Source organism: Candidatus Pelagibacter communis (genome assembly GCF_001179845.1).
Taxonomy (GTDB): domain Bacteria; phylum Pseudomonadota; class Alphaproteobacteria; order Pelagibacterales; family Pelagibacteraceae; genus Pelagibacter; species Pelagibacter ubique_Q.
Window position 1 is genome coordinate 17,954 of record NZ_CVSB01000057.1, and the last position, 19,678, is coordinate 37,631.

A 19,678-nucleotide genomic window follows, 5' to 3' on the forward strand; every position below is an offset into this window, starting at 1 on the left:
CTTTGTATAAGTCCGCAGAATTATGCCAAAACTAAAAACAAAAAGCTCAGCAAAAAAAAGATTTAAAATATCTGCTAAGGGTAAAGTTATTTCTGCTCAAGCAGGTAAAAGACATGGCATGATTAAAAGAACGAATTCACAAATAAGAAAACTAAGAGGCACCACAACATTGTCTAAACAAGATGGAAAAATTGTTAAGTCATACATGCCTTACAGTTTAAGAGGTTAATAATGGCAAGAGTAAAAAGAGGTGTAACTAGCAAAGCTAAACATAAAAAAGTTTTAAAAGCTGTAAAGGGTCAATGGGGCAGAAGAAAAAATACCATTAGAGTTGCTAAGCAAGCTATGGAAAAATCCATGCAATATGCTTACAGAGACAGAAGAAATAAAAAAAGAGATTTTAAATCATTATGGATACAGAGAATCAATGCTGGAGTTAGAGTTGAAGGCTTAACTTATTCGAAATTTATCAATGGATTAAATAAATGTGGTATTGCAATAGATAGAAAAATTCTTGCTGAAATTGCTTACGATAGCCCAGAAGCATTCAAAACAATTGTACAAAAAGCTCAATCAGCTTTAAATTAATCTTCGCTATTGTTTTTATTTCTTAAGGAAATAATCTACTAATATGTCAGAGATAAAAAATATTAGAGATCAGTTTATATCAAAACTAGAAAATGATTTAAGTATTGATCAAATAAATGAAATCAAAACCGAGCTCTTTGGTAAAAATGGTTTAATTTCATCAAAATTTAAAACAATAGGTTCAATTCCAGAGACTGATAGAAAAAAATTTGCATCAGATTTAAATCAAGTTAAAGACGAACTTCAGAATTTGATAACTTCTAAAATTAGTGAGATAGAAGGAAAAAAAATAAACGAAAAATTAGAAAAGGAAAAAGTTGATATAACTTTACCTGAAAGACCATTTGTTAGAGGAAAAGTTCATCCAGTATCACAAACTATTGATGAAATTTCCTCTATTTTCTCTGAAATAGGATTTAGTGTTGAGGAAGGCCCTGATGTTGAAAATGAATATAACAACTTTACTGCCCTAAACACACCAGACAATCATCCTGCGAGAGATATGCATGATACATTTTACTTAAATGAAAACAAAGAGGTTTTGTTACGAACTCATACTTCACCAGTTCAAATCAGAACTATGCTAAAAGACAAACCTCCATTCAAGATCATTGCTCCTGGAAGAACATATAGATCTGACAGTGATCAAACACACGCACCAATGTTTCATCAAGTAGAAGGTTTGCATATTGATACAAATATTAATATGGGGCATTTGAAAGGATGCTTGAACTATTTCATAAAAGAATTTTTTGAGGTCGAAAAAATTAAAATGAGATTTAGACCTAGTCATTTTCCATTCACAGAACCATCTGCTGAAGTAGATATTGGTTATGAAATAAAAGATGGAAAAATAATAATCGGAGAGGGAGACAAGTGGCTTGAAATTTTAGGTTGTGGTATGGTGCATCCAAATGTCTTAAGAAATGTAAAAGTAGATCCTTCTAAATATCAAGGATATGCCTTTGGCATAGGTATAGACCGATTAGCAATGCTTAAATACGGTATTAATGATTTAAGAGCGTTTTTTGATTGTGATTATAGATGGCTAAATCATTTTGGTTTTGATCCACTTGATGTTCCTTCAAATTACAGAGGTTTAAGCAGATGAAGATTACATATGATTGGTTAAAAGATCATTTAAAAGTAAGTGCTAAAGAAGATAAACTTCTTGAGAAACTAACAGACATAGGTCTTGAGGTTGAGAGTATAGAAAACTTATCTGAGGGGTTAGATTTATTTAAGGTAGCAAAAATTGTAAAAACAGAAAAACATCCAAATGCAGACAGACTTAAAGTTTGTGATGTTGATGTTGGTGATAAAGAAATCAAAAAAGTTGTTTGTGGTGCTGCAAATGCAAGAGAGGGTCTTCTTTCTGTATATGCCCCACCAGGTGCAATAATCCCCAAAAACAAAACCAAACTTGTTGTTGCTAAAATCAGAGACGTTACATCATATGGAATGCTCTGTTCTGAATCTGAATTGAATTTATCAGATGAAAGTGATGGAATTACAGAGCTGTCACCAACTAAATATGCAAAAAGTATTGGAAAAAGTTATTTTTCTAAATCAAGCTCTAATCTTATCGATTTATCAATTACACCAAATAGACCAGACTGTCTTGGAGTTCGGGGGATAGCAAGAGATTTATCAGCCGCAGGTTTTGGAAATTTAAAAACAGAAAAAGATAAAAAAATTAAATCTAATAAAAAACAGACCTTAAAAGTAAAGATCACAAAAGAAAAAAATCAAGGCTGTTTATCTTTTGGTAGTTGTTTGATAACTAACGTCAAAAATACAGAAAGCCCTCAATGGTTGAAAGATAAATTAATTTCTATAGGCCAAAAACCAATATCTGCAATTGTAGATATTACAAATTATGTCATGATAGATATTAATCGTCCTTTGCACGCATACGATTCTGACAAAATTGATAAAGGAATAATTGTTAGAAATTCAAAATCAGGAGAAAAATTTACCGCTCTAGATAATAAAAATTATAAACTAGATGATGGAATGTGTGTGATAAGTGATAACAAAGGTGTCTTAGGCTTAGGTGGAATTATTGGAGGAACAAGATCTGGTACAGAGTTAGATACAAAAAATGTTTTATTAGAATCGGCTTATTTTGATCCAAGATCAATTAGAAAAACTGCTAAAAAATTGAATATCGATACAGATGCTAAATTTAGATTTGAAAGAGGTATTGATCATTTATCTATTGAAGATGGATTAAATAAAGCAGCTTTTTTAATTAAGGAAATTTGTGGTGGTGAAATTAGTAAAATAGATATTCAAAAAATTGAATCTTATAAAAACAAAGTAATAAAATTTGAACCAAAAACATTTGAAAAAATTACTGGTTTTAAAATTTCAACTAAAGAAATGATAATCATTTTAGAAAAACTTGGTTTTAAATTAAAAAAAGAAAAAAAATTCTTTAAATTATCAGTTCCATCTTGGAGACCAGATATTGTTCAAGAAATTGATATAGTTGAGGAACTTGCAAGAATTAGTGGCTATGAAAAAATAAAAATAGAAAATCCTATTAAAGAAAGATTAAAAAATACTTTAAATCCAACTCAAAAGTTATTTCATTTTCTTCAAAGATCAGTAGCATCCAAAGGGTATTTGGAAGCAATTACTTGGTCTTTTACAGATTCTAAATATAATGATCACTTTAAAGAAGCCAGTAAAGAAATAAAAATTGTAAATCCAATTAGCTCTGAATTAGGAGTATTAAGAAATTCTATTTTCTCAAATTTAGCAATGTATATTAGCAAAAACTTAGATAGAGGAATTAAAGATTTATCAATATTTGAAATAGGGCCAATATTTTATGGTCCAAAACCTGGAGAACAGAACACAGTTGTTTGCGGGCTGTCAGCTGGAAAAAAATCTAGACTTTCATGGATTGAAAAAGAGAGAAATGTAGATGTTTTTGATATTAAAAGAGATGTTATACAAACTTTAGCAGAAGCTGGCTTTAACGCTGAAAAATTCTATATAGATGATGAAAGTCCCAATTATTATCATCCAGGAAAATCAGGTAGAATATTTTTAAATAAGGGAAAAGATAAGGTGGCTGCTTATTTTGGTGAAATTCATCCAAACATCATTAAAACGCTAGATATTAAAACAGAGTCTTTAGTAGGATTTGAAATATTTCTAGATAATTTAAAACTGCCAAAAAAATCTTTAAAAGATCAAAAAACAAAATATTCAGTATCCGACTTTCAAAAATCTGAAAGAGATTTTGCATTTATTGTTGATAAAAAAATAAGTGTGCAAGATATAGTGAGTGTCATATCAAGTATTGATAAAAATTTAATTTCAAATATTAAAGTGTTTGACGTTTACGAAGGGCACAATATTCCTGAAAATCAAAAATCAGTTGCTATAAGCGTAACTATTCAATCATTGGAAAAAACATTAACGGATAACGATTTAGAAAAAACTAATAATTTGATAATAGAAACAGTTGAAAATAAAACTGGTGCTAAAATTCGTTCCTAAAATAATTAATGAGCTCAATTGATAATATAAGAAATTTTGCAATAATTGCGCATATTGATCATGGAAAATCTACTATTGCTGATAGAATTATTCATAGTTGTGGTGGATTAACTGAAAGAGAAATGAAAGCTCAAGTTTTAGATTCTATGGATATTGAGCGAGAAAGAGGAATCACAATTAAAGCTCAAACTGTAAAATTAAATTATAAAGCTAAAAATGGAAAAAATTATATTTTAAATATTATTGATACCCCAGGTCATGTAGATTTCAGTTATGAAGTAAGTAGATCCTTATATGCGTGTGAAGGTTCAATTTTGATAGTAGATAGTACACAAGGTGTAGAAGCTCAAACTCTAGCAAATGTTTATCAAGCTTTAGACACTAACCATGAGATAGTACCAGTTTTAAATAAGGTTGATTTACCTGCATCGGATTTAGATAGAACAAAAAAACAAATTGAGGAAGTTATAGGAATTGATACAGAAAATGCAATTCCGTGTTCAGGCAAAACTGGAGAAGGAATAGAAGATATTTTAGAGCAAATTATTACAACATTACCAGCGCCAAAAGGAGAAAGTTCTGCAGATCTAAAATGTTTATTGGTTGATAGTTGGTACGACACATATCTAGGTGTAGTGATTTTGGTGAGAGTGATAGATGGTAAACTTTTAAAACATATGAAAATAAAAATGATGTCTACTAATCAGGAGTATGTTGTTGAAAAAGTTGGGGTTTTTACACCAAAACCGGTAGATATAAATGAACTAAAAACAGGTGAAATTGGATTTATTACAACAGGAATTAAAGTTTTGTCCGAAACAAAAGTTGGAGATACGATTTGTGATGCTTCAAAACCTTTAAAAGAAGCTTTACCAGGATTTAAACCAAGTAAGCCGGTAGTGTTCTGTGGGTTATTTCCAGTAGATAGTTCTGAGTTTCAAAAACTTAAAGATGGTTTAGCTAAATTACAATTAAATGATGCCAGTTTTTCATTTGAACCTGAGTCATCATCTGCTTTAGGATTAGGCTTTAGATGTGGATTTTTAGGTTTGCTTCATTTGGAAATTGTAACAGAAAGATTAGAAAGAGAATTTGATGTTAATTTATTAACAACTACACCTGGTGTTGTTTATAAAGTTCATCTAAATAATGGAAGCATAATTGATCTTCAAAATCCTTCAAGTTTACCTGATCCAACGGTAATAAAATATATTGAAGAGCCTTGGATAAAAGCAACAATTATTACTCCTGACCAATATTTAGGTTCGATTATAAAAATGTGTCAGGATAAAAGAGGAATTCAGACTAATTTAAGCTATTCAGGTAATAGAGCTGTAGTGAATTATGAGTTACCATTGAATGAAGTTGTTTTTGATTTTAATGATAGACTAAAATCTATGACTAGTGGCTATGCTAGTTTTGACTATGAAATTATTGAGCATCGGGAAGGAGATTTGGTAAAACTTGGTATTCTAGTTAATGGGGAACCAGTTGATGCTTTAGCAATGATGATACATAAAGATTTTGCACAAAAAACGGGGAGAGAAGTTTGTGAAAAATTAAAAGATTTAATACCTAGACATAATTTTATGATTCCAGTTCAAGCGGCAATAGGAGGCAAGATTATTGCAAGAGAAACGATTAAAGGTTTTAAAAAAGATGTTTTAACTAAAATTCATGGTGGTGGCGCAACAGACAGGAAGAGAAAACTTCTTGAAAAACAAAAAAAAGGTAAGGCTAGATCAAAACAATTTGGACGGGTAGAAATTCCTCAGGAGGCTTTTATCGGTGTACTTAAGATTACAAAAGAATAGCACATGAAGAAACTTAATTGGGGTATTATTGGTCTTGGAAATATTGCTTACAATTTTTCAAAGGCATTTAACGAAATTCAAAATGCAAGATTAATTGCTATAGCAAGTAAGGAAAATATAAAATTAAAAAAATTTGGTGAAAAATTTAATATAGAAAAAAAATTTCAATTTGAAAAATATCAAAATCTGCTTAATTGTAACGAGGTAGATATTGTGTATATAGCACTACCAAATTCCTTACATAAAAATTGGATTTTACAAGCTCTTAAGTGTAATAAGAATGTCCTAGTAGAAAAACCTGCAGTAATTAATTTTGCCGAAGCAAATGAAATAAAAAATTACTTAGTATCGAGCAATCTTTTTTTTTCTGAAGCATTTATGTACAGGTATCATCCACAAATTAAGCTGGTTATAGATATTATAAGAAAAAACGATATTGGAAACTTAATATCTATGAAATCTTTTTATGGAAAAAATATTCTTACAAAAAAAATTTTTTACTTTTTTAATAAAAAAAGAAAAATAGATCCAAAATCAAGACTGTTTAATAGAGAATTAGGTGGAGGGTGTATTTTAGATTTGGGATGTTATACTTCTTCTTTTAGCTTATTAATTGCTTCTTTAATTAGTAAAGTGAACATAGATAATTTAAAATTACAAAATGTTGTAAGGCAAATAGGCGAAACTGGAGTTGATATTGAGTCATCAGCTGAGCTATATTTTCAAAGTGGTTTTAAATCTAAGATATTTTCCTCTTTTAAAAATAATTTGGGTTACAGTAGTATAATTAAAGGAGATAAAGGAAAAATAATTTTGAACAATACATGGGCTGGAGGTGATATAATTTTAAAATTCAAAAATAATAGCAATAAAATCATTAAACGAGATTCAAATATAAATATTTATTCTTACCAGATTAAAGAAATAAGCGAGAGAATATTGAATAAAAAAAATAGTCTTAGCTTTCCTGTAATGAGTTTAAATGAAACTGTAGAAAATATAAAAGTGGTTGAAAATTGGTTAAATTATTAAATTTTTTAAAAGATTTTTTAGGATTAAAAATAAAATAATGAAATTAAAAAAAATTTTTCAAAACTTATTCAAAAAAATTTTTCAATACGTATTCATAATAATTTATGGCAAGATAAAATTATTAGATGATAATCATAGAAATTTTTTTAAAACAAATAAAATAGATAAAATAAATATCAATGGAAAAAATTATGAAGTAGAAAAAAATGTGTATGAAATAGAAAATGCTAGAGTTTATACAGATTTGGTTGAACATGTAGCTATTATAAAAGATAATTTTATTATACCTAAAATTTCATACCAACAAATTAATAATGAATTAAAAGACTCATCTTGTAATAGGGTTTTGATAGGTGGAACAAATAGATTTAAAAAAAAAATAAAAGGAAATATATTTTCACTTTTACAGGGGTCAAGTGGAAACAATTATTTTCATTTTTTATTTGATATAATTCCCAAGATAATATTATTAGAAAAAAAAAATTTGTTAAAAGATATTAATTTATTTTTATTACCAGATATAAAAGACTGGCAAAAAACAATATTATCAAGTTTTGGTATTGGAGAAAAGCAACTTTTAAATAGTAACAAAAATAGACACGTAGAAGCAGAGAAAATTTATGCAGTAGATCATCCGTGGTATACGAAAGGATTCGTAAATTATGAAATTAAAAACATACCAGAGTGGGTAGTTTTTTCTTTAAGAGAAAAATTTTTAAATTATTCAAAAAAAATACCTGTAGCAGAGAAAATTTTTATAGACCGCTCGGACTCAATATATAATCACTGTAAACTCACAAATAATAGAGAAATAATAGATTTTTTGACTGAAAATAACTTTAAAAGTTATCAAGTAAGTAAATTAAATTTTTTTGAGCAGGTTTACTTGTTTAAAAATGCAAAAATTATTATAGGTCCTCATGGTGCTGCATTTTCAAATATTATATTTTCAAATCCGGGTTTAAAGATTATAGAGCTAATTCCAAAAAATCACCCCAGTATAAAGTGTAAAAAATTTTCTGATTTATTAGGTTTTGAATATACTAGAGTTAATTTAGATTTAATAAATAATCAAAAAGGAGATAAAACAGGAGATATGAAAATTTCTATCACTCATTTAAGTGAAATTTTAAAAAATGTTTTATAAAATCCATTTTTTAAGATTTTTTTTATTTTTTAGGATGTAATCTGGAAAAGAATTATTTAAACTTTCTTTTTTGTAATAGATATTCCTTCCAAACAAGTCTTTATGGTCTTTAATATTTTGTTTAATAATTTTTATATCTGAATATTTTTTTTTTGAAAATTCAACGTGTGCAAAAGTTTTAAGTTTTTTTGAGATATCTGACGGCGAGATTATAGAGTTAAAATGCCAGCCTCCATTTTGAAATATTTCTATATCTTTTTCTATATAAAATTTAAGAAAAGATTTATTCAAATTTTTCATTAAAATTTTTTGTCTCATATAATCAATGGACTCTAAATTTTTTTTTTTACAAATTCTTGTTCCTTCCCAGGGACTCTCTTCTTTATTGAAAAGATTAAACTTGTAACAGTACATCTTTTGAAGAAAGATACCGTATTTTTTTTTTAATTTTAAATTTTTTAAAGTTTTAGGATTAGGTATTTCATCAGGGTCCGAAAACATTATATAATCTTCAAGATCTATATTTTTTAAACTTTTTAAGATAAATTCTCTTTGAACTGCCTGGTTTTCCCATGCGGAGTTATTTGAGTCGAATGGTTTATCAAGAACTATGTAAATTACTTTGTCTTTAAATTTTTTGTTTAATACTCTGAAATTTAACTTCTTTTTTTTTCCTTTATGATCATATTTAGACTCACAAACAACAAAGTAGTCGACACATTTATTTAGAATTTCAAATCTTATATTTGAAATCATATTCTCTTGAAAAAAAGTTATACAATCAAATATTTTTGGTCTCATCAATTAATTTTTAAGGTTTTAATAAAATAAAATATTAACTTATATTATCAAAAGAAGTAAATATTTATAAATAATTTAAAAAATTTTATTAATTCGATAATATGATAATTACTGAAGAATTAACAATACAAATTGTTCTATATGAAGAAAGTAAAGATTTAATTTTTGAATGTTTAGAAAATTTAAAAAATTTTCAAGTACTAATCTTAGATAATTCAAATAATAGAAAACTTAGAGAGGAAATACTTAATAAATTTAATATTAAAGAGTATATTATTTTAAATAAAAATTTGGGTTACAGTAAAGGTCATAATTATTTATCTGATAAAGTTGACACTAAATATTTTTTGATTCTTAATGCAGACTGTAAAATTAATGAAGAAAATATAAAAAATCTTTTACAATCTTTTAAAAAATATCCTGACTGTGGAGTTATAAGCCCAACTACATTTAATAATAGATTTCAGCACACTTATAACGGAGGGCCATTTTTTGAAAATGAAAATCATCGTTATATTACTAAAATTAATGGAGATACGTGTTTTCAAACAATTTTAGGTGCTGCAATGTTAATGGAAAAAAATTTTTTCTATAGTATTGGTAAATTTAATGAAAATATGTTTTTGTTCTTTTCAGATGATGATCTTTGTAAGAAAATTAGAAAATTAAATAAATCCGTAATTCAAAGTGAGTCAGCAAAAGCTATTCATATGCATGGAAATAGCAAGGTAAAGAACATCCTAAAAAGAACTTATTTAAGAGAATTTAATATGACTTATGATCAGTTATATTATTTTTACATTAATAAACTTGAAAATATTTTATTAAAAAAGTTAAAGAAAAAACATTTAAATTATTTATTTAAAATAATTTTAAATTTATTTTTATTTAGATTTAATAAATCTATATATTATTATTCAAGAATTTCAGCTTATTATAAATTTCTAAGAAAAATTAATTAAGTACAAAATTATCACACTTATCTTTAAACCTAAAATGTTTTAATATGATTTTTTATAAATTATATTTTGTATATTTAAACTTTGGAGAGATGGCTGAGTGGTTGAAAGCGCACGCTTGGAAAGTGTGTAAAGGAGCAATCCTTTCATGGGTTCGAATCCCATTCTCTCCGCCAAACCAAAATCTATTTTATTGAAAACAAGATTAATATATATTAAGTGTATATTATTGATATTAAACCAAACTTTTGGCAATAGTCTTTTTTTGATATAACCAGACACATAATGAAATTTAAAACATTTTATTCTTTATTTTATAAACATAGATTTAAAAAAGCTTCCTTTTTAAGAAAATTTTTTTTATCAATAATTTTACCTTTTAAATATACATATAATTATTTTTTTTTAGAAAAAAAAAAAGATTTAAATTTATATGCTATTAAAAATCCTTTTTTATTTAATAAAAGTTTAGATTTTTTATTTGAATACTTCAATAGTGATAAAGCTGAAAAATATATTAATCAATATACTCACCCATCGAAAAAAAATAAATTTAAAATTCAAGCTCATGGTTATTCAAGATTTTATGAAGATATTTTTAATCCAATAAAAGATGAAGTGTTAAATATTATGGAAATAGGTTCTTTTTACGGAAATGCATCAGCTGCATTATTTTTTTATTTTAAAAAATCAAAAATTTATGGAGCAGACATAAATCCAGATATGTTTAGGTATAAGGGGGACAGATTAGAAAAATTATATGTAAATTCAAGTTCATTATCATCAATTCAAAAAGAGATTATTAATAAAAAGATTAAATTTGATATTATTATTGAAGACGCAAGTCATATGCTTAAAGATCAAATAATTTCTTTGTTTTATTTGTTTCCTTCTTTAAACAAAGGAGGATATTTTATTATTGAAGAATTAGATTTTCCTGAAACTAGAGAAGATATGAGAGTAAATCATTATCCTCCTGATTTAAAAACTATTCTGCTTAGTGTTTTACAAAAAAAAGACTTTAATTCACCATATATCGACGAAAAAACCAAAAAATATTTTTTAAATAAAGTAGATTCTATTAAAATTTTTAAAGGAAATATGAATGAAATAGCTATAATAAAAAAAAATTAAAATTATAAAGCCTCCTTTCATAGAATTTAGTCCAATTATATCAACTTTTAAAAAAGGCTTAATTAAAGCGGTTAATTAGCGTTTTATTGGTTATTTTTGTAAAGATAAATCAGCATTTTTTTTTAAAAAATGTTATAATTTTTTTTTCCAATAAATTAAAAAATGGCAAATAAAAATACATATCAGGCAGACTCCATCAAAGTTTTAAAGGGTCTTGAAGCAGTAAGAAAAAGACCTGGAATGTATATTGGAGATACAGATGATGGAACTGGGTTACACCATATGGTCTATGAGGTTGTTGATAACTCCATAGATGAAGCGTTAGCAGGTTATTGTAAAAATATTAATGTAATAATTAATTCTAATGGAACTATCACTGTTAAAGATGATGGAAGAGGTATTCCTGTTGATATCCATAAAGGGGAAAAAAAATCAGCAGCTGAAGTAATTATGACTCAACTACATGCTGGTGGTAAGTTTGACCATGACTCTTATAAAGTTTCAGGCGGACTACATGGTGTGGGTGTTTCAGTTGTTAATGCGCTTTCAGAAAAATTACAGCTAGAGATATTTCGAGATGGAAAAAAACACTATATAGAATTTCAGAATGGTGAAGCTAAAGCTCCTTTAAAGGTGGTAGGAAAAGCAAAAAGTACAGGAACTCAAATAACTTTTTTACCTTCTAAAGAAATTTTTTCTTCAATAAAATTTAGTGCTAATATTTTGATTAAAAGGATGAGAGAATTAGCATTTTTAAATAAAGGAATTAAAATAATATTTACTGACGCAAGTCAAAAAAAAGAGAAAACATCAGAGTTTAAGTTTGATGGTGGTGTTCTTGAATTTGTAGAATTTTTAGATGAAAAAAGAGAAAAGTTGCAAAATAAAAATGGTAATGATTTATTTAGAAGACCAATTTATATTGAAGGTAAAAAGAATAATATAGAATTAGAGTGTTCTTTAAAATGGAATGCAGGATATTCAGAGGATATATTTCCATATACAAATAATATCTATCAAAAAGATGGTGGAACCCACCTGTTGGGATTTAGAAGTGCATTAACAAGAGTAATAAATAAATATGCAAATGAAAATAATTTACTTAAGAAAAATAAATTGGCAATTTCAGGTGATGATATTAAGGAAGGTCTAACTTGTGTACTTTCAACTAAAATCCCTGATCCAAAATTTTCGTCTCAGACAAAAGATAAACTAGTTTCATCAGAAGTAAGGATGATTGTAGAAACATTAGTAAATGAAAAATTATCAATTTGGTTTGATCAAAATCCGTCTATTGCAAAAACTATTTTAGCTAAAGTTATTCAAGCTGCAATGGCGAGAGATGTTGCTAGAAAAGCAAGAGAAAATGTAAGAAGAAAAGGAGCCCTTGAATTAAGCGGTCTTCCTGGAAAATTAGCTGATTGTCAAATTGGCAAACAAGACGGAACAGAACTATTTATTGTAGAGGGGGATTCAGCGGGCGGATCTGCTAAACAAGGAAGAAATAGAGCAAATCAAGCAGTTTTACCACTTAGAGGGAAAATACTTAATACTTATGTAGAGGATTTTAATGTCAAAAAAAATGGTAATGGCAATGGCAATGGTAATGGTTCTGATCATAGAACAAAGGCTTTGTCCAAAATGATTTCTTCAAATGAGATCGTTACCTTGATTAATGCTTTAGGTTTGGACCCAAAAGCACAGGAGATTGATTTAAAAGATTTAAGATATGGAAAAATTATTATTATGACGGATGCTGATGTAGATGGTTCTCATATAAGAGCGCTTCTTTTAACTTTTTTCAATAATAAACCATTTAATAAGTTAATTGAAAATGGTCATGTTTATTTAGCGCAACCGCCGTTATTTAAAATTAACAAAGGCTCAAAAGGAATTTATATAAAAGATGAGAAGGAGCTAGAAGATTACATTATAAATAATAATAAGGAGTTAAGAAAAATTAAAAAGGGATCTAAAGATTATTTAGAAAAAATTGATGAAGAAAAATCAAAAATGAATATCCAAAGATTCAAAGGTCTCGGGGAAATGAACCCAGAGGAATTATGGAGCACTACATTAGATCCAGAAACAAGAAATTTACTACAAGTACAATACTCAAAAGATTTGAAAAAAGATCAAAGTTTAATTCATACATTGATGGGTAACGATGTAGCATTAAGAAAAGATTTTATAGTTTCTAATGCTATAAATGTTAGAAATCTTGACATTTAAAAATGAAGTTCTTTGAAACTTCAAAATATTATTCTTTTAAAAAATCAACTTATATAACCCTTAGATGGATTGGAATTATTGGACAATTAATTGCAGTAAATTTTGTATATTTATTTCTAAATCCTGGTTTTGATCATATTACCTCAAATTTAGTTATACTTTTAGGAATATTAAGTAATTTATATTTAATTTTTATTTATAAAAAAACACAATTATCAGATAGATCTGCTTTTATTTTCCTGCTTATAGATATTTTGCAATTAGGTGTCCTTCTTTATTTGTCAGGTGGAATCACCAATCCATTTGTAATTTTTATATTAATACCAAGTGTTTTTTCTTCATCAAATTTAAGCTTAAGAACTAATACTTTGTTAGTAATCTTAACAATAATTATAGTTGTATTTTTAACTTTTAATTATCAAGATTTGCCAATTAATTTAAATAGTGATTTTCATAACAATCATTATTTTTATTATTCCATCCCAATTTCTTTGATTATTGCGTTAGTATTTTTAAATTATTTTGCAATGACATTTGGCACGCAATCTAGATTAAGAAAAGAAGCATTAGGAAAAATGGAAGAGGTAATGGCTAAAGAACACGAGCTTTTATCTTTAGGTGGTCAAGCTGCTGCCGCTGCACATTCTTTAGGCACACCACTTTCCACGATAACAATAATTGCACATGATTTAATGAAGCAATTTAAGGGGCAAAAAGATTTAGAAAAAGATATTGAGTTATTGAATAGCCAAGTTGAGCGATGTAATGAAATTTTAAAGAGATTAACTTTAAATCCTGTGGAAGAAGATGAATTTATTGATAAAGACATTAATATTAGAGATTATTTACATGAAATTATCTCTTCATTTAAAGAAATAAGTAAAAAGGAATTTGTCTTCAATTTTGATCAAGACTCAAACCCAAAAAAAATAAGTAAATCTATTGAAATAGTTTATGGATTAAGAAACTTTATAGGAAACGCGAATAAATTTGCCAAAAATTCTATTTTTATTAATTTAATAAGTGATAGTGAATTTACAGAGCTCACAGTAGAAGATGACGGTAATGGTTATCCACGAGATATATTATCGAAAATTGGAGAACCATATTTAAAATCAAATTATTCAAAAGATAAGTCTAAAGAGGGTTTAGGACTAGGGTTGTTTATTGGAAAAACTTTGTTAGAAAAAAATTTTGCATCCGTTAATTGTAGAAATTCGAAAACACGTAGTGGTGCTGAAGTTATTATTAGATGGAAGAATAAAGAATTATTTAATATTTAATGGTATTTGTTCTTTGTTTCGAATAATGAGCTTAATTGAGATATCATAACATCTCCTAATTCATTAACGTCAGTAATTTTGATAGCTTTATTATAATATCTTGAAACATCATGACCAATTCCTATAGCCAAAACTTCAATATCCGATTTATTTTCAATAAATTTAACAATTTTTTTTAAATGTTTTTCCAAAAAATCACCTGAATTTACAGAAAGTGTTGAGTCATCTACAGGGGCTCCGTCAGAAATTACCATTAATATTTTTCTTTCTTCTTTTCTCTTTTTTATTCTGTTATATGCCCAAGATATAGCTTCTCCATCAATGTTCTCTTTAAGCAATCCTTCTTTAAGCATTAGTCCTAGATTATTTTTTGCTTGTCTCCAATGGGTATCTGCTCCTTTATAAATTATATGTCTTAGGTCATTCAATCTTCCTGGTGTTTTAGGTTTAGAATTTTTGGTCCATAATTCTCTACTCTGTCCACCCTTCCAATTTTTAGTTGTAAAACCTAAAATTTCGACTTTAACAGAGCACCTTTCTAGTGTTCTGGATAAAATATCTGCACAAATAGCCGCAATAGTGATTGGTCTTCCTCTCATAGATCCAGAATTATCTATCAGTAGAGTCACTACTGTATCTTTAAAATCTAAATCCTTTTCTTTTTTGAATGACAAAGAATTATATGGATCCATAATAATTCTTGGAAGTTTTGAACTGTCTAATAATCCTTCCTCTAAATCAAATTCCCATGCTCTATTTTGTTTTGCAAGCAATTGTCTTTGAAGTTTATTAGCAAGCTTTGTTATAATATCTTGAAAGCCGATTAATTGTTGATCTAAATTTTTTCTTAGTTTCGTTGCTTCATCTGCATTTTCTAGATTTTCAGCCTTTACAACCTCATCAAACTGAGTTGTAAATATTTTATAATCTAAATTGATATTATCTATTTTTTTTTGAGCTACTTGTTCTGAACTTTGTTCATCTGACTCAGTGTCTGATAACTGTTCGTCAAAGTTAAATTCGTCAACACTAAAATCAGCATCTAGTGAAGCCTCAGATACATTTTCATCTTTTTCGTCTTTATTATCTTCTTTGTCATTATTTTCATCTTCATTTGATGGATTATCTTGTCCTTGATCTTGATTTTCTTCTTTTCTTTCATCCTCATCTTCACTTTGAAAAATGTCCATTTCTTCCAATATTTCTGAAAACTTTGAACTATAAATGTTTTGATCTTCAAGATTTTTAAGTAAAAATTCTTTATGTTTTTCTATAGCGTCCTCAAAGTCTTTTTCCCAAAAATTAAGCATTTTTGTTGTTAGAGGATTTAGCTTAATTTTATGAAAATTCTTAAGCATATATAGCTCGAATGCCTCTGATACAGATACATCTTCTTTAGTTTTTAATTGATCTTTGCGTTTACGATTTATTATTTGATGATAATTTTCTTGAAAATTTTTCTCAATTCCTTTTAACATTTTTCCTCCCAAAGTCTCATAACGTATTTTTTCAGCGATATTATAAAGAGATCTAGAAGAAGTGTTTGAAGGAAGGTTTTTTTTGTAAATTGTTTCATTACAAAATTTTTTTTTCAAAGCAGAGGAATCTGTTTCTGCACGCAACCTTATAAAATCAGCTGGACTAGTTAAATTATCAATCTCTAAAAAATTAAATTCTTTTATTTTTTTTTCTTCAGAATTTGTTTTTTTTACATCAAAATCATCAGCAATTACTTTTGCTGTAGAAGTTAAAGCAATTTTGAATTTTTCTTTTAAATTATTTTCTTTAGTGCTCATTAGATTTGAATATTAATCAAAGATTCTGGCAACTCTTCACCAAAACATCTTTGATAATATTCTGCGATAGTATTTTTTTCAATATCATCACATTTATTAAGAAAAGTTACTCTAAAAGCGTAACCAGTGTCTTTAAATATCTCTGCATTTTCTGCCCAATGTAACACTGTCCTTGGGCTCATCACTGTTGAAATATCTCCAGCAATAAATCCTTTACGCGTTAAAGATGCTACTTTTATCATGTTAGCAACTTTCTCTTTACCTTTTGCATTATTTAAATTTTTATTTTTAGACAAAACAATGTCCATTTCCCTATCTAGGCTAAGATAGTTTAAAGTTGCAACAATATTCCATCTATCCATTTGACCTTGGTTAATTTGCTGGGTACCATGGTAAAGACCTGTCGTATCACCAAGTCCAACAGTATTTGAAGTAGCAAATAATCTAAAAAATTTATTTTGTTTAATTACTTTGTTTTTATCTAGTAATGTAAAATTTCCCTCAGCTTCTAAAACTCTTTGAATTACAAACATTACATCAGGTCTACCAGCATCATATTCATCAAAAACAAGTGCAACTGGATTTTGTATAGACCATGGTAAAATTCCCTCGTTAAATTGAGTTACTTGTTTACCATCTTTAAGAACGATCGCATCTTTTCCAATCAAATCAATTCTACTAACATGACTATCTAAATTTACACGGATACACGGCCAATTTAATCTTGCAGCTATTTGCTCAATGTGAGTAGATTTTCCAGTGCCATGATACCCTTGAACTAAAACTCTCTTATTAAACGCAAATCCTGAAATAATAGCTAAAGTAGTATCTCTATCGAACTTGTAGTTTTTATCAATCTCAGGAACGTATTCATTTTTTTTTGAAAATGCGTCAACTTCCATTTCTGAATCAATTCCAAAAGTTTGTTTTAGTGAAACTTTAATATCTGGTTCTGTGTTAAGATTTGGTGTCAATTTTTTCTCTATAGGTATTTTTTAATTGGGTATAAGCTAATGTTATAAGTTTAAGTTTTTCCTCGTATTTTTTATTCCCAGAATTCATATCAGGGTGAAATTTTTTCACAAGTAATTTGAACTTATCTTGTATTTTCTTCCACTTTAAACCCACAGAAACCCCCAATATTCCAAAAGCTTTTATATCTTTATGATCGAATTTAAATTGACGCATATGGTTATAATCTCCATTTATTTTTTCTTTATCGAACTCATCTCTCAAAGTTGTATTCCATAACACTTTGAAAAAATTATCTGAAGAGCTAAAGCTTTGCGTGGGTTTGTGCCAAGTCATGTCAGATTTTAAAAAATCCATTACTTGGTCATCATTCATTCCTGAAAAATAGTTCCAATTTTTATTAAATTCTTTTACATGCTCAAGGCAAAGCATTCTAAATTTTCTGCTATTATCTTTTTCAACTGGTGCCTTATATTCACCTATTTCATTACAATTATTCCAGTCACAAATATTTTTCATGATATATAATAACATATATGGATATAAATGAGTTAATTACAATTGTAAAAAATAAATTATTAAATCAAATAAATATTGAAAGTATAAATATTGAAGATAAATCTTTTCTTCATAAAAATCATAAAGGAAATCAAGAAGGAAAATATCATTTAAAATTAATTATTGTTTCTGAAGAACTAAAAAAAATGAATAAAATTGAAAGTAATAAAAAAATTTACAAGATTTTAGACCAAGAATTAAAAGAATTTATTCACTCAATCCAAATTTTAATTAGTTAAAAATTTTCTTAAAAATAAATTTAACTTTTTTTTGGAGTATTGTTTGTTGAAAATTGGCTTACCAATTTTTTTTAACAAAACTAAGTTAATTTTTTCAGAATTATTTTTTTTATCTTTGATCATAAAAGATAAAATCTTATTTAAATCTCTGATAGTAAAATATTTTTTTATAGAAGAAGGTAGACTAGAGTTATCAATATGATTTATAATTAAATTATATTCATTTTTACTTAGCATATTTTCTTTTAAACTAAAATTAAGCGCTGTCTTCATTCCAAGTATCACGGCTTCACCATGATTAAGTTTATGACTGTACCCTAAGCCTGCCTCATAAGCATGGGCAAATGTATGACCAAAATTTAATACCTTTCTTAATGCTGTTTCTTTTTCATCTTTTTCGACTACTTTTTTTTTAATTTTACAACTTTCATAGATAGCTTTTTCAATAAATGGAGATGAAAGATTTAAAATTTTTTTAAGATTTTTATTCAAGAAATTAAATAATTTTTTGTTATCAATTAATGAATGCTTCAATATTTCTCCATATCCACAAATTATTTCTCTTTTTGGTAAAGATTTAAGAAATTGAATATCTGAGAGAACCAGTGATGGTTGATAAAAGCTTCCTATTAAATTTTTACCATATTTAGAATTAACTCCAGTTTTTCCCCCGATTGATGAGTCAACTTGAGCTAAAAGAGTTGTTGGAATATTTGCAAACTTAAGTCCTCTTTTGAAAAGATTAGCTGCAAAACCACTTACATCGCCTGTAATTCCTCCTCCTAAAGAAATTAAAACATCATTTCTTGAAAAGTTTTTATTTAATAAAACTTCTAGAATTTTATTAACGCTATTAATATTTTTGTTTTTTTCACTAGCATTAAAAAATAACACAAAAATACTTTTATTTTTAAAAGACCTTTTAATATTTGAAACAAATTTTTTTGGAACATTTTTATCAACAACAATCAAACATTTATCAAAATCAATTGAATTTGATTTAAAAATTTTTGATATGCTTGAGGTTAAATTTGATCCAATAATTATTGGATATTTTTCGGTTTTAGTTACTATATTTAATTTAGTTTGTTTCATAAATTTTTACAATTTTATTTACTATTTCACTTTTAGTAAGATTATCACACTTTATCTCATATAAAGCTTTAGAATAAATGTTAGATCGTTTCTTAATTAAATCAATTAATTCAGCATCGGTTGCATTAATCGCCAACGGTCTTTTTTTACTGTTTTTAATTCTATTTAACAATGTTTTATCATCCCAATTTAGCCAAAAAGATAAATGATTTTTTAAAATTTCTTTTCTAATATTGTTATTTGTAAAAGCCCCCCCACCAAGTGAAATCACAGTAGAGTTTAATTTAAGTTTTTTTAAAGTTGTTTGCTCCTCAATTTTTCTAAAATAATTCTCACCCTTAACTTCAAAAATTTTTTTTATTGTAATGTTTAAATTTTTTTCAATTTCTTTATCGATATCTACAAATTTTAATTTTAATTTCTTAGCTACTAAGGATCCAATAGAGGTCTTACCAGAACCCATCATCCCCAAAAAAACTAGATTTTCTTTTGATTTCATAAGTTTCTTTATT

18 protein-coding genes and 1 tRNA gene are annotated in these 19,678 nt (G+C 27.0%); 13 read left to right on the top strand and 6 right to left on the bottom strand.

Annotation, left to right across the window (positions count from 1 at the left end; translation table 11 throughout):
- Positions 1–22: 22 nt before the first annotated feature.
- From rpmI to AMN81_RS05740, 7 genes are read left to right on the top strand one after another with little or no spacing between them, the layout of a single operon-like run.
- Positions 23–229, top strand: a complete 207-nt coding sequence (rpmI, locus tag AMN81_RS05710; protein ID WP_023854436.1) for a 50S ribosomal protein L35 — start codon at positions 23–25, stop codon at positions 227–229.
- 2 nt (positions 230–231) lie between these two features.
- Positions 232–588 carry a 50S ribosomal protein L20 gene (gene rplT / locus AMN81_RS05715; RefSeq protein ID WP_072091106.1) on the top strand — a complete coding sequence of 119 codons (357 nt, stop codon included), beginning with the start codon at positions 232–234 and terminating at the stop codon, positions 586–588.
- A gap of 43 nt (positions 589–631) precedes the next feature.
- A complete protein-coding gene (pheS, locus tag AMN81_RS05720; protein ID WP_023854434.1) occupies positions 632–1,699 on the top strand; it encodes a phenylalanine--tRNA ligase subunit alpha in 1,068 nt (355 codons plus the stop codon).
- Entirely contained in the window at positions 1,696–4,104 is a 2,409-nt protein-coding gene (gene pheT / locus AMN81_RS05725) for a phenylalanine--tRNA ligase subunit beta (protein WP_072091108.1), read from the top strand. Before pheS ends, pheT begins: the two co-directional genes overlap by 4 nt.
- An 8-nt stretch (positions 4,105–4,112) precedes the next feature.
- The gene (gene lepA, locus AMN81_RS05730) at positions 4,113–5,918 is read left to right on the top strand and encodes a translation elongation factor 4 (protein WP_023854432.1); all 1,806 of its coding nucleotides are present in this window, start codon (positions 4,113–4,115) and stop codon (positions 5,916–5,918) included.
- 3 nt (positions 5,919–5,921) lie between these two features.
- Entirely contained in the window at positions 5,922–6,950 is a 1,029-nt protein-coding gene (locus AMN81_RS05735) for a Gfo/Idh/MocA family protein (protein ID WP_072091110.1), read from the top strand.
- Positions 6,951–6,987: 37 nt separating this feature from the next.
- A complete protein-coding gene (locus AMN81_RS05740; protein WP_072091112.1) occupies positions 6,988–8,097 on the top strand; it encodes a glycosyltransferase family 61 protein in 1,110 nt (369 codons plus the stop codon).
- Here AMN81_RS05740 and AMN81_RS05745 read toward each other — a convergent pair.
- Positions 8,092–8,898 carry a glycosyltransferase family 17 protein gene (locus tag AMN81_RS05745; protein WP_080986927.1) on the bottom strand — a complete coding sequence of 269 codons (807 nt, stop codon included), beginning with the start codon at positions 8,896–8,898 and terminating at the stop codon, positions 8,092–8,094. The genes AMN81_RS05740 and AMN81_RS05745 overlap by 6 nt on opposite strands.
- Before the next feature lie 101 nt (positions 8,899–8,999).
- On the opposite strand from AMN81_RS05745, the gene AMN81_RS05750 reads away from it, so the two are divergent.
- The 5 genes from AMN81_RS05750 to AMN81_RS05770 all read left to right on the top strand — a co-directional run bounded on the left by AMN81_RS05750 (position 9,000) and on the right by AMN81_RS05770 (position 14,506).
- Entirely contained in the window at positions 9,000–9,860 is an 861-nt protein-coding gene (locus tag AMN81_RS05750) for a glycosyltransferase (protein ID WP_072091116.1), read from the top strand.
- An 83-nt stretch (positions 9,861–9,943) separates the two neighbouring features.
- Positions 9,944–10,033 (top strand) — tRNA-Ser (locus tag AMN81_RS05755).
- Positions 10,034–10,142: 109 nt separating this feature from the next.
- On the top strand, positions 10,143–10,991 hold the full coding sequence (locus tag AMN81_RS05760; RefSeq protein WP_072091118.1) for a hypothetical protein: 849 nt from the start codon (positions 10,143–10,145) through the stop codon (positions 10,989–10,991).
- Between the two features lie 162 nt (positions 10,992–11,153).
- Positions 11,154–13,223 (top strand): ATP-binding protein, encoded by a 2,070-nt coding sequence (locus tag AMN81_RS05765; protein WP_072091120.1) that lies wholly within the window; start codon positions 11,154–11,156, stop codon positions 13,221–13,223.
- A 2-nt stretch (positions 13,224–13,225) separates the two neighbouring features.
- Complete coding sequence (locus tag AMN81_RS05770) at positions 13,226–14,506, top strand: ActS/PrrB/RegB family redox-sensitive histidine kinase (protein WP_072091121.1); 1,281 nt, start codon at positions 13,226–13,228, stop codon at positions 14,504–14,506.
- Here the strand turns inward: AMN81_RS05770 and AMN81_RS05775 are convergent.
- Genes AMN81_RS05775 through AMN81_RS05785 form a run of 3 tightly spaced genes read right to left on the bottom strand, consistent with a single transcriptional unit; the run spans position 14,503 to position 17,793 of the window.
- On the bottom strand, positions 14,503–16,302 hold the full coding sequence (locus AMN81_RS05775) for a cobaltochelatase CobT-related protein (RefSeq protein WP_072091122.1): 1,800 nt from the start codon (positions 16,300–16,302) through the stop codon (positions 14,503–14,505). The genes AMN81_RS05770 and AMN81_RS05775 overlap by 4 nt on opposite strands.
- On the bottom strand, positions 16,302–17,276 hold the full coding sequence (cobS, locus tag AMN81_RS05780) for a cobaltochelatase subunit CobS (protein WP_072091123.1): 975 nt from the start codon (positions 17,274–17,276) through the stop codon (positions 16,302–16,304). Before cobS ends, AMN81_RS05775 begins: the two co-directional genes overlap by 1 nt.
- Positions 17,260–17,793, bottom strand: a complete 534-nt coding sequence (locus tag AMN81_RS05785) for a J domain-containing protein (RefSeq protein ID WP_072091125.1) — start codon at positions 17,791–17,793, stop codon at positions 17,260–17,262. The genes cobS and AMN81_RS05785 overlap by 17 nt, the downstream gene beginning before the upstream one ends.
- 17 nt (positions 17,794–17,810) lie before the next feature.
- On the opposite strand from AMN81_RS05785, the gene AMN81_RS05790 reads away from it, so the two are divergent.
- Positions 17,811–18,071, top strand: a complete 261-nt coding sequence (locus tag AMN81_RS05790; protein ID WP_072091127.1) for a BolA/IbaG family iron-sulfur metabolism protein — start codon at positions 17,811–17,813, stop codon at positions 18,069–18,071.
- Here AMN81_RS05790 and aroB read toward each other — a convergent pair.
- Both aroB and AMN81_RS05800 read right to left on the bottom strand, forming a co-directional pair.
- Positions 18,060–19,166 (bottom strand): 3-dehydroquinate synthase, encoded by a 1,107-nt coding sequence (aroB, locus tag AMN81_RS05795; RefSeq protein ID WP_072091129.1) that lies wholly within the window; start codon positions 19,164–19,166, stop codon positions 18,060–18,062. The genes AMN81_RS05790 and aroB overlap by 12 nt on opposite strands.
- A complete protein-coding gene (locus tag AMN81_RS05800; RefSeq protein ID WP_072091131.1) occupies positions 19,153–19,665 on the bottom strand; it encodes a shikimate kinase in 513 nt (170 codons plus the stop codon). The genes aroB and AMN81_RS05800 overlap by 14 nt, the downstream gene beginning before the upstream one ends.
- Positions 19,666–19,678 lie beyond the last annotated feature (13 nt).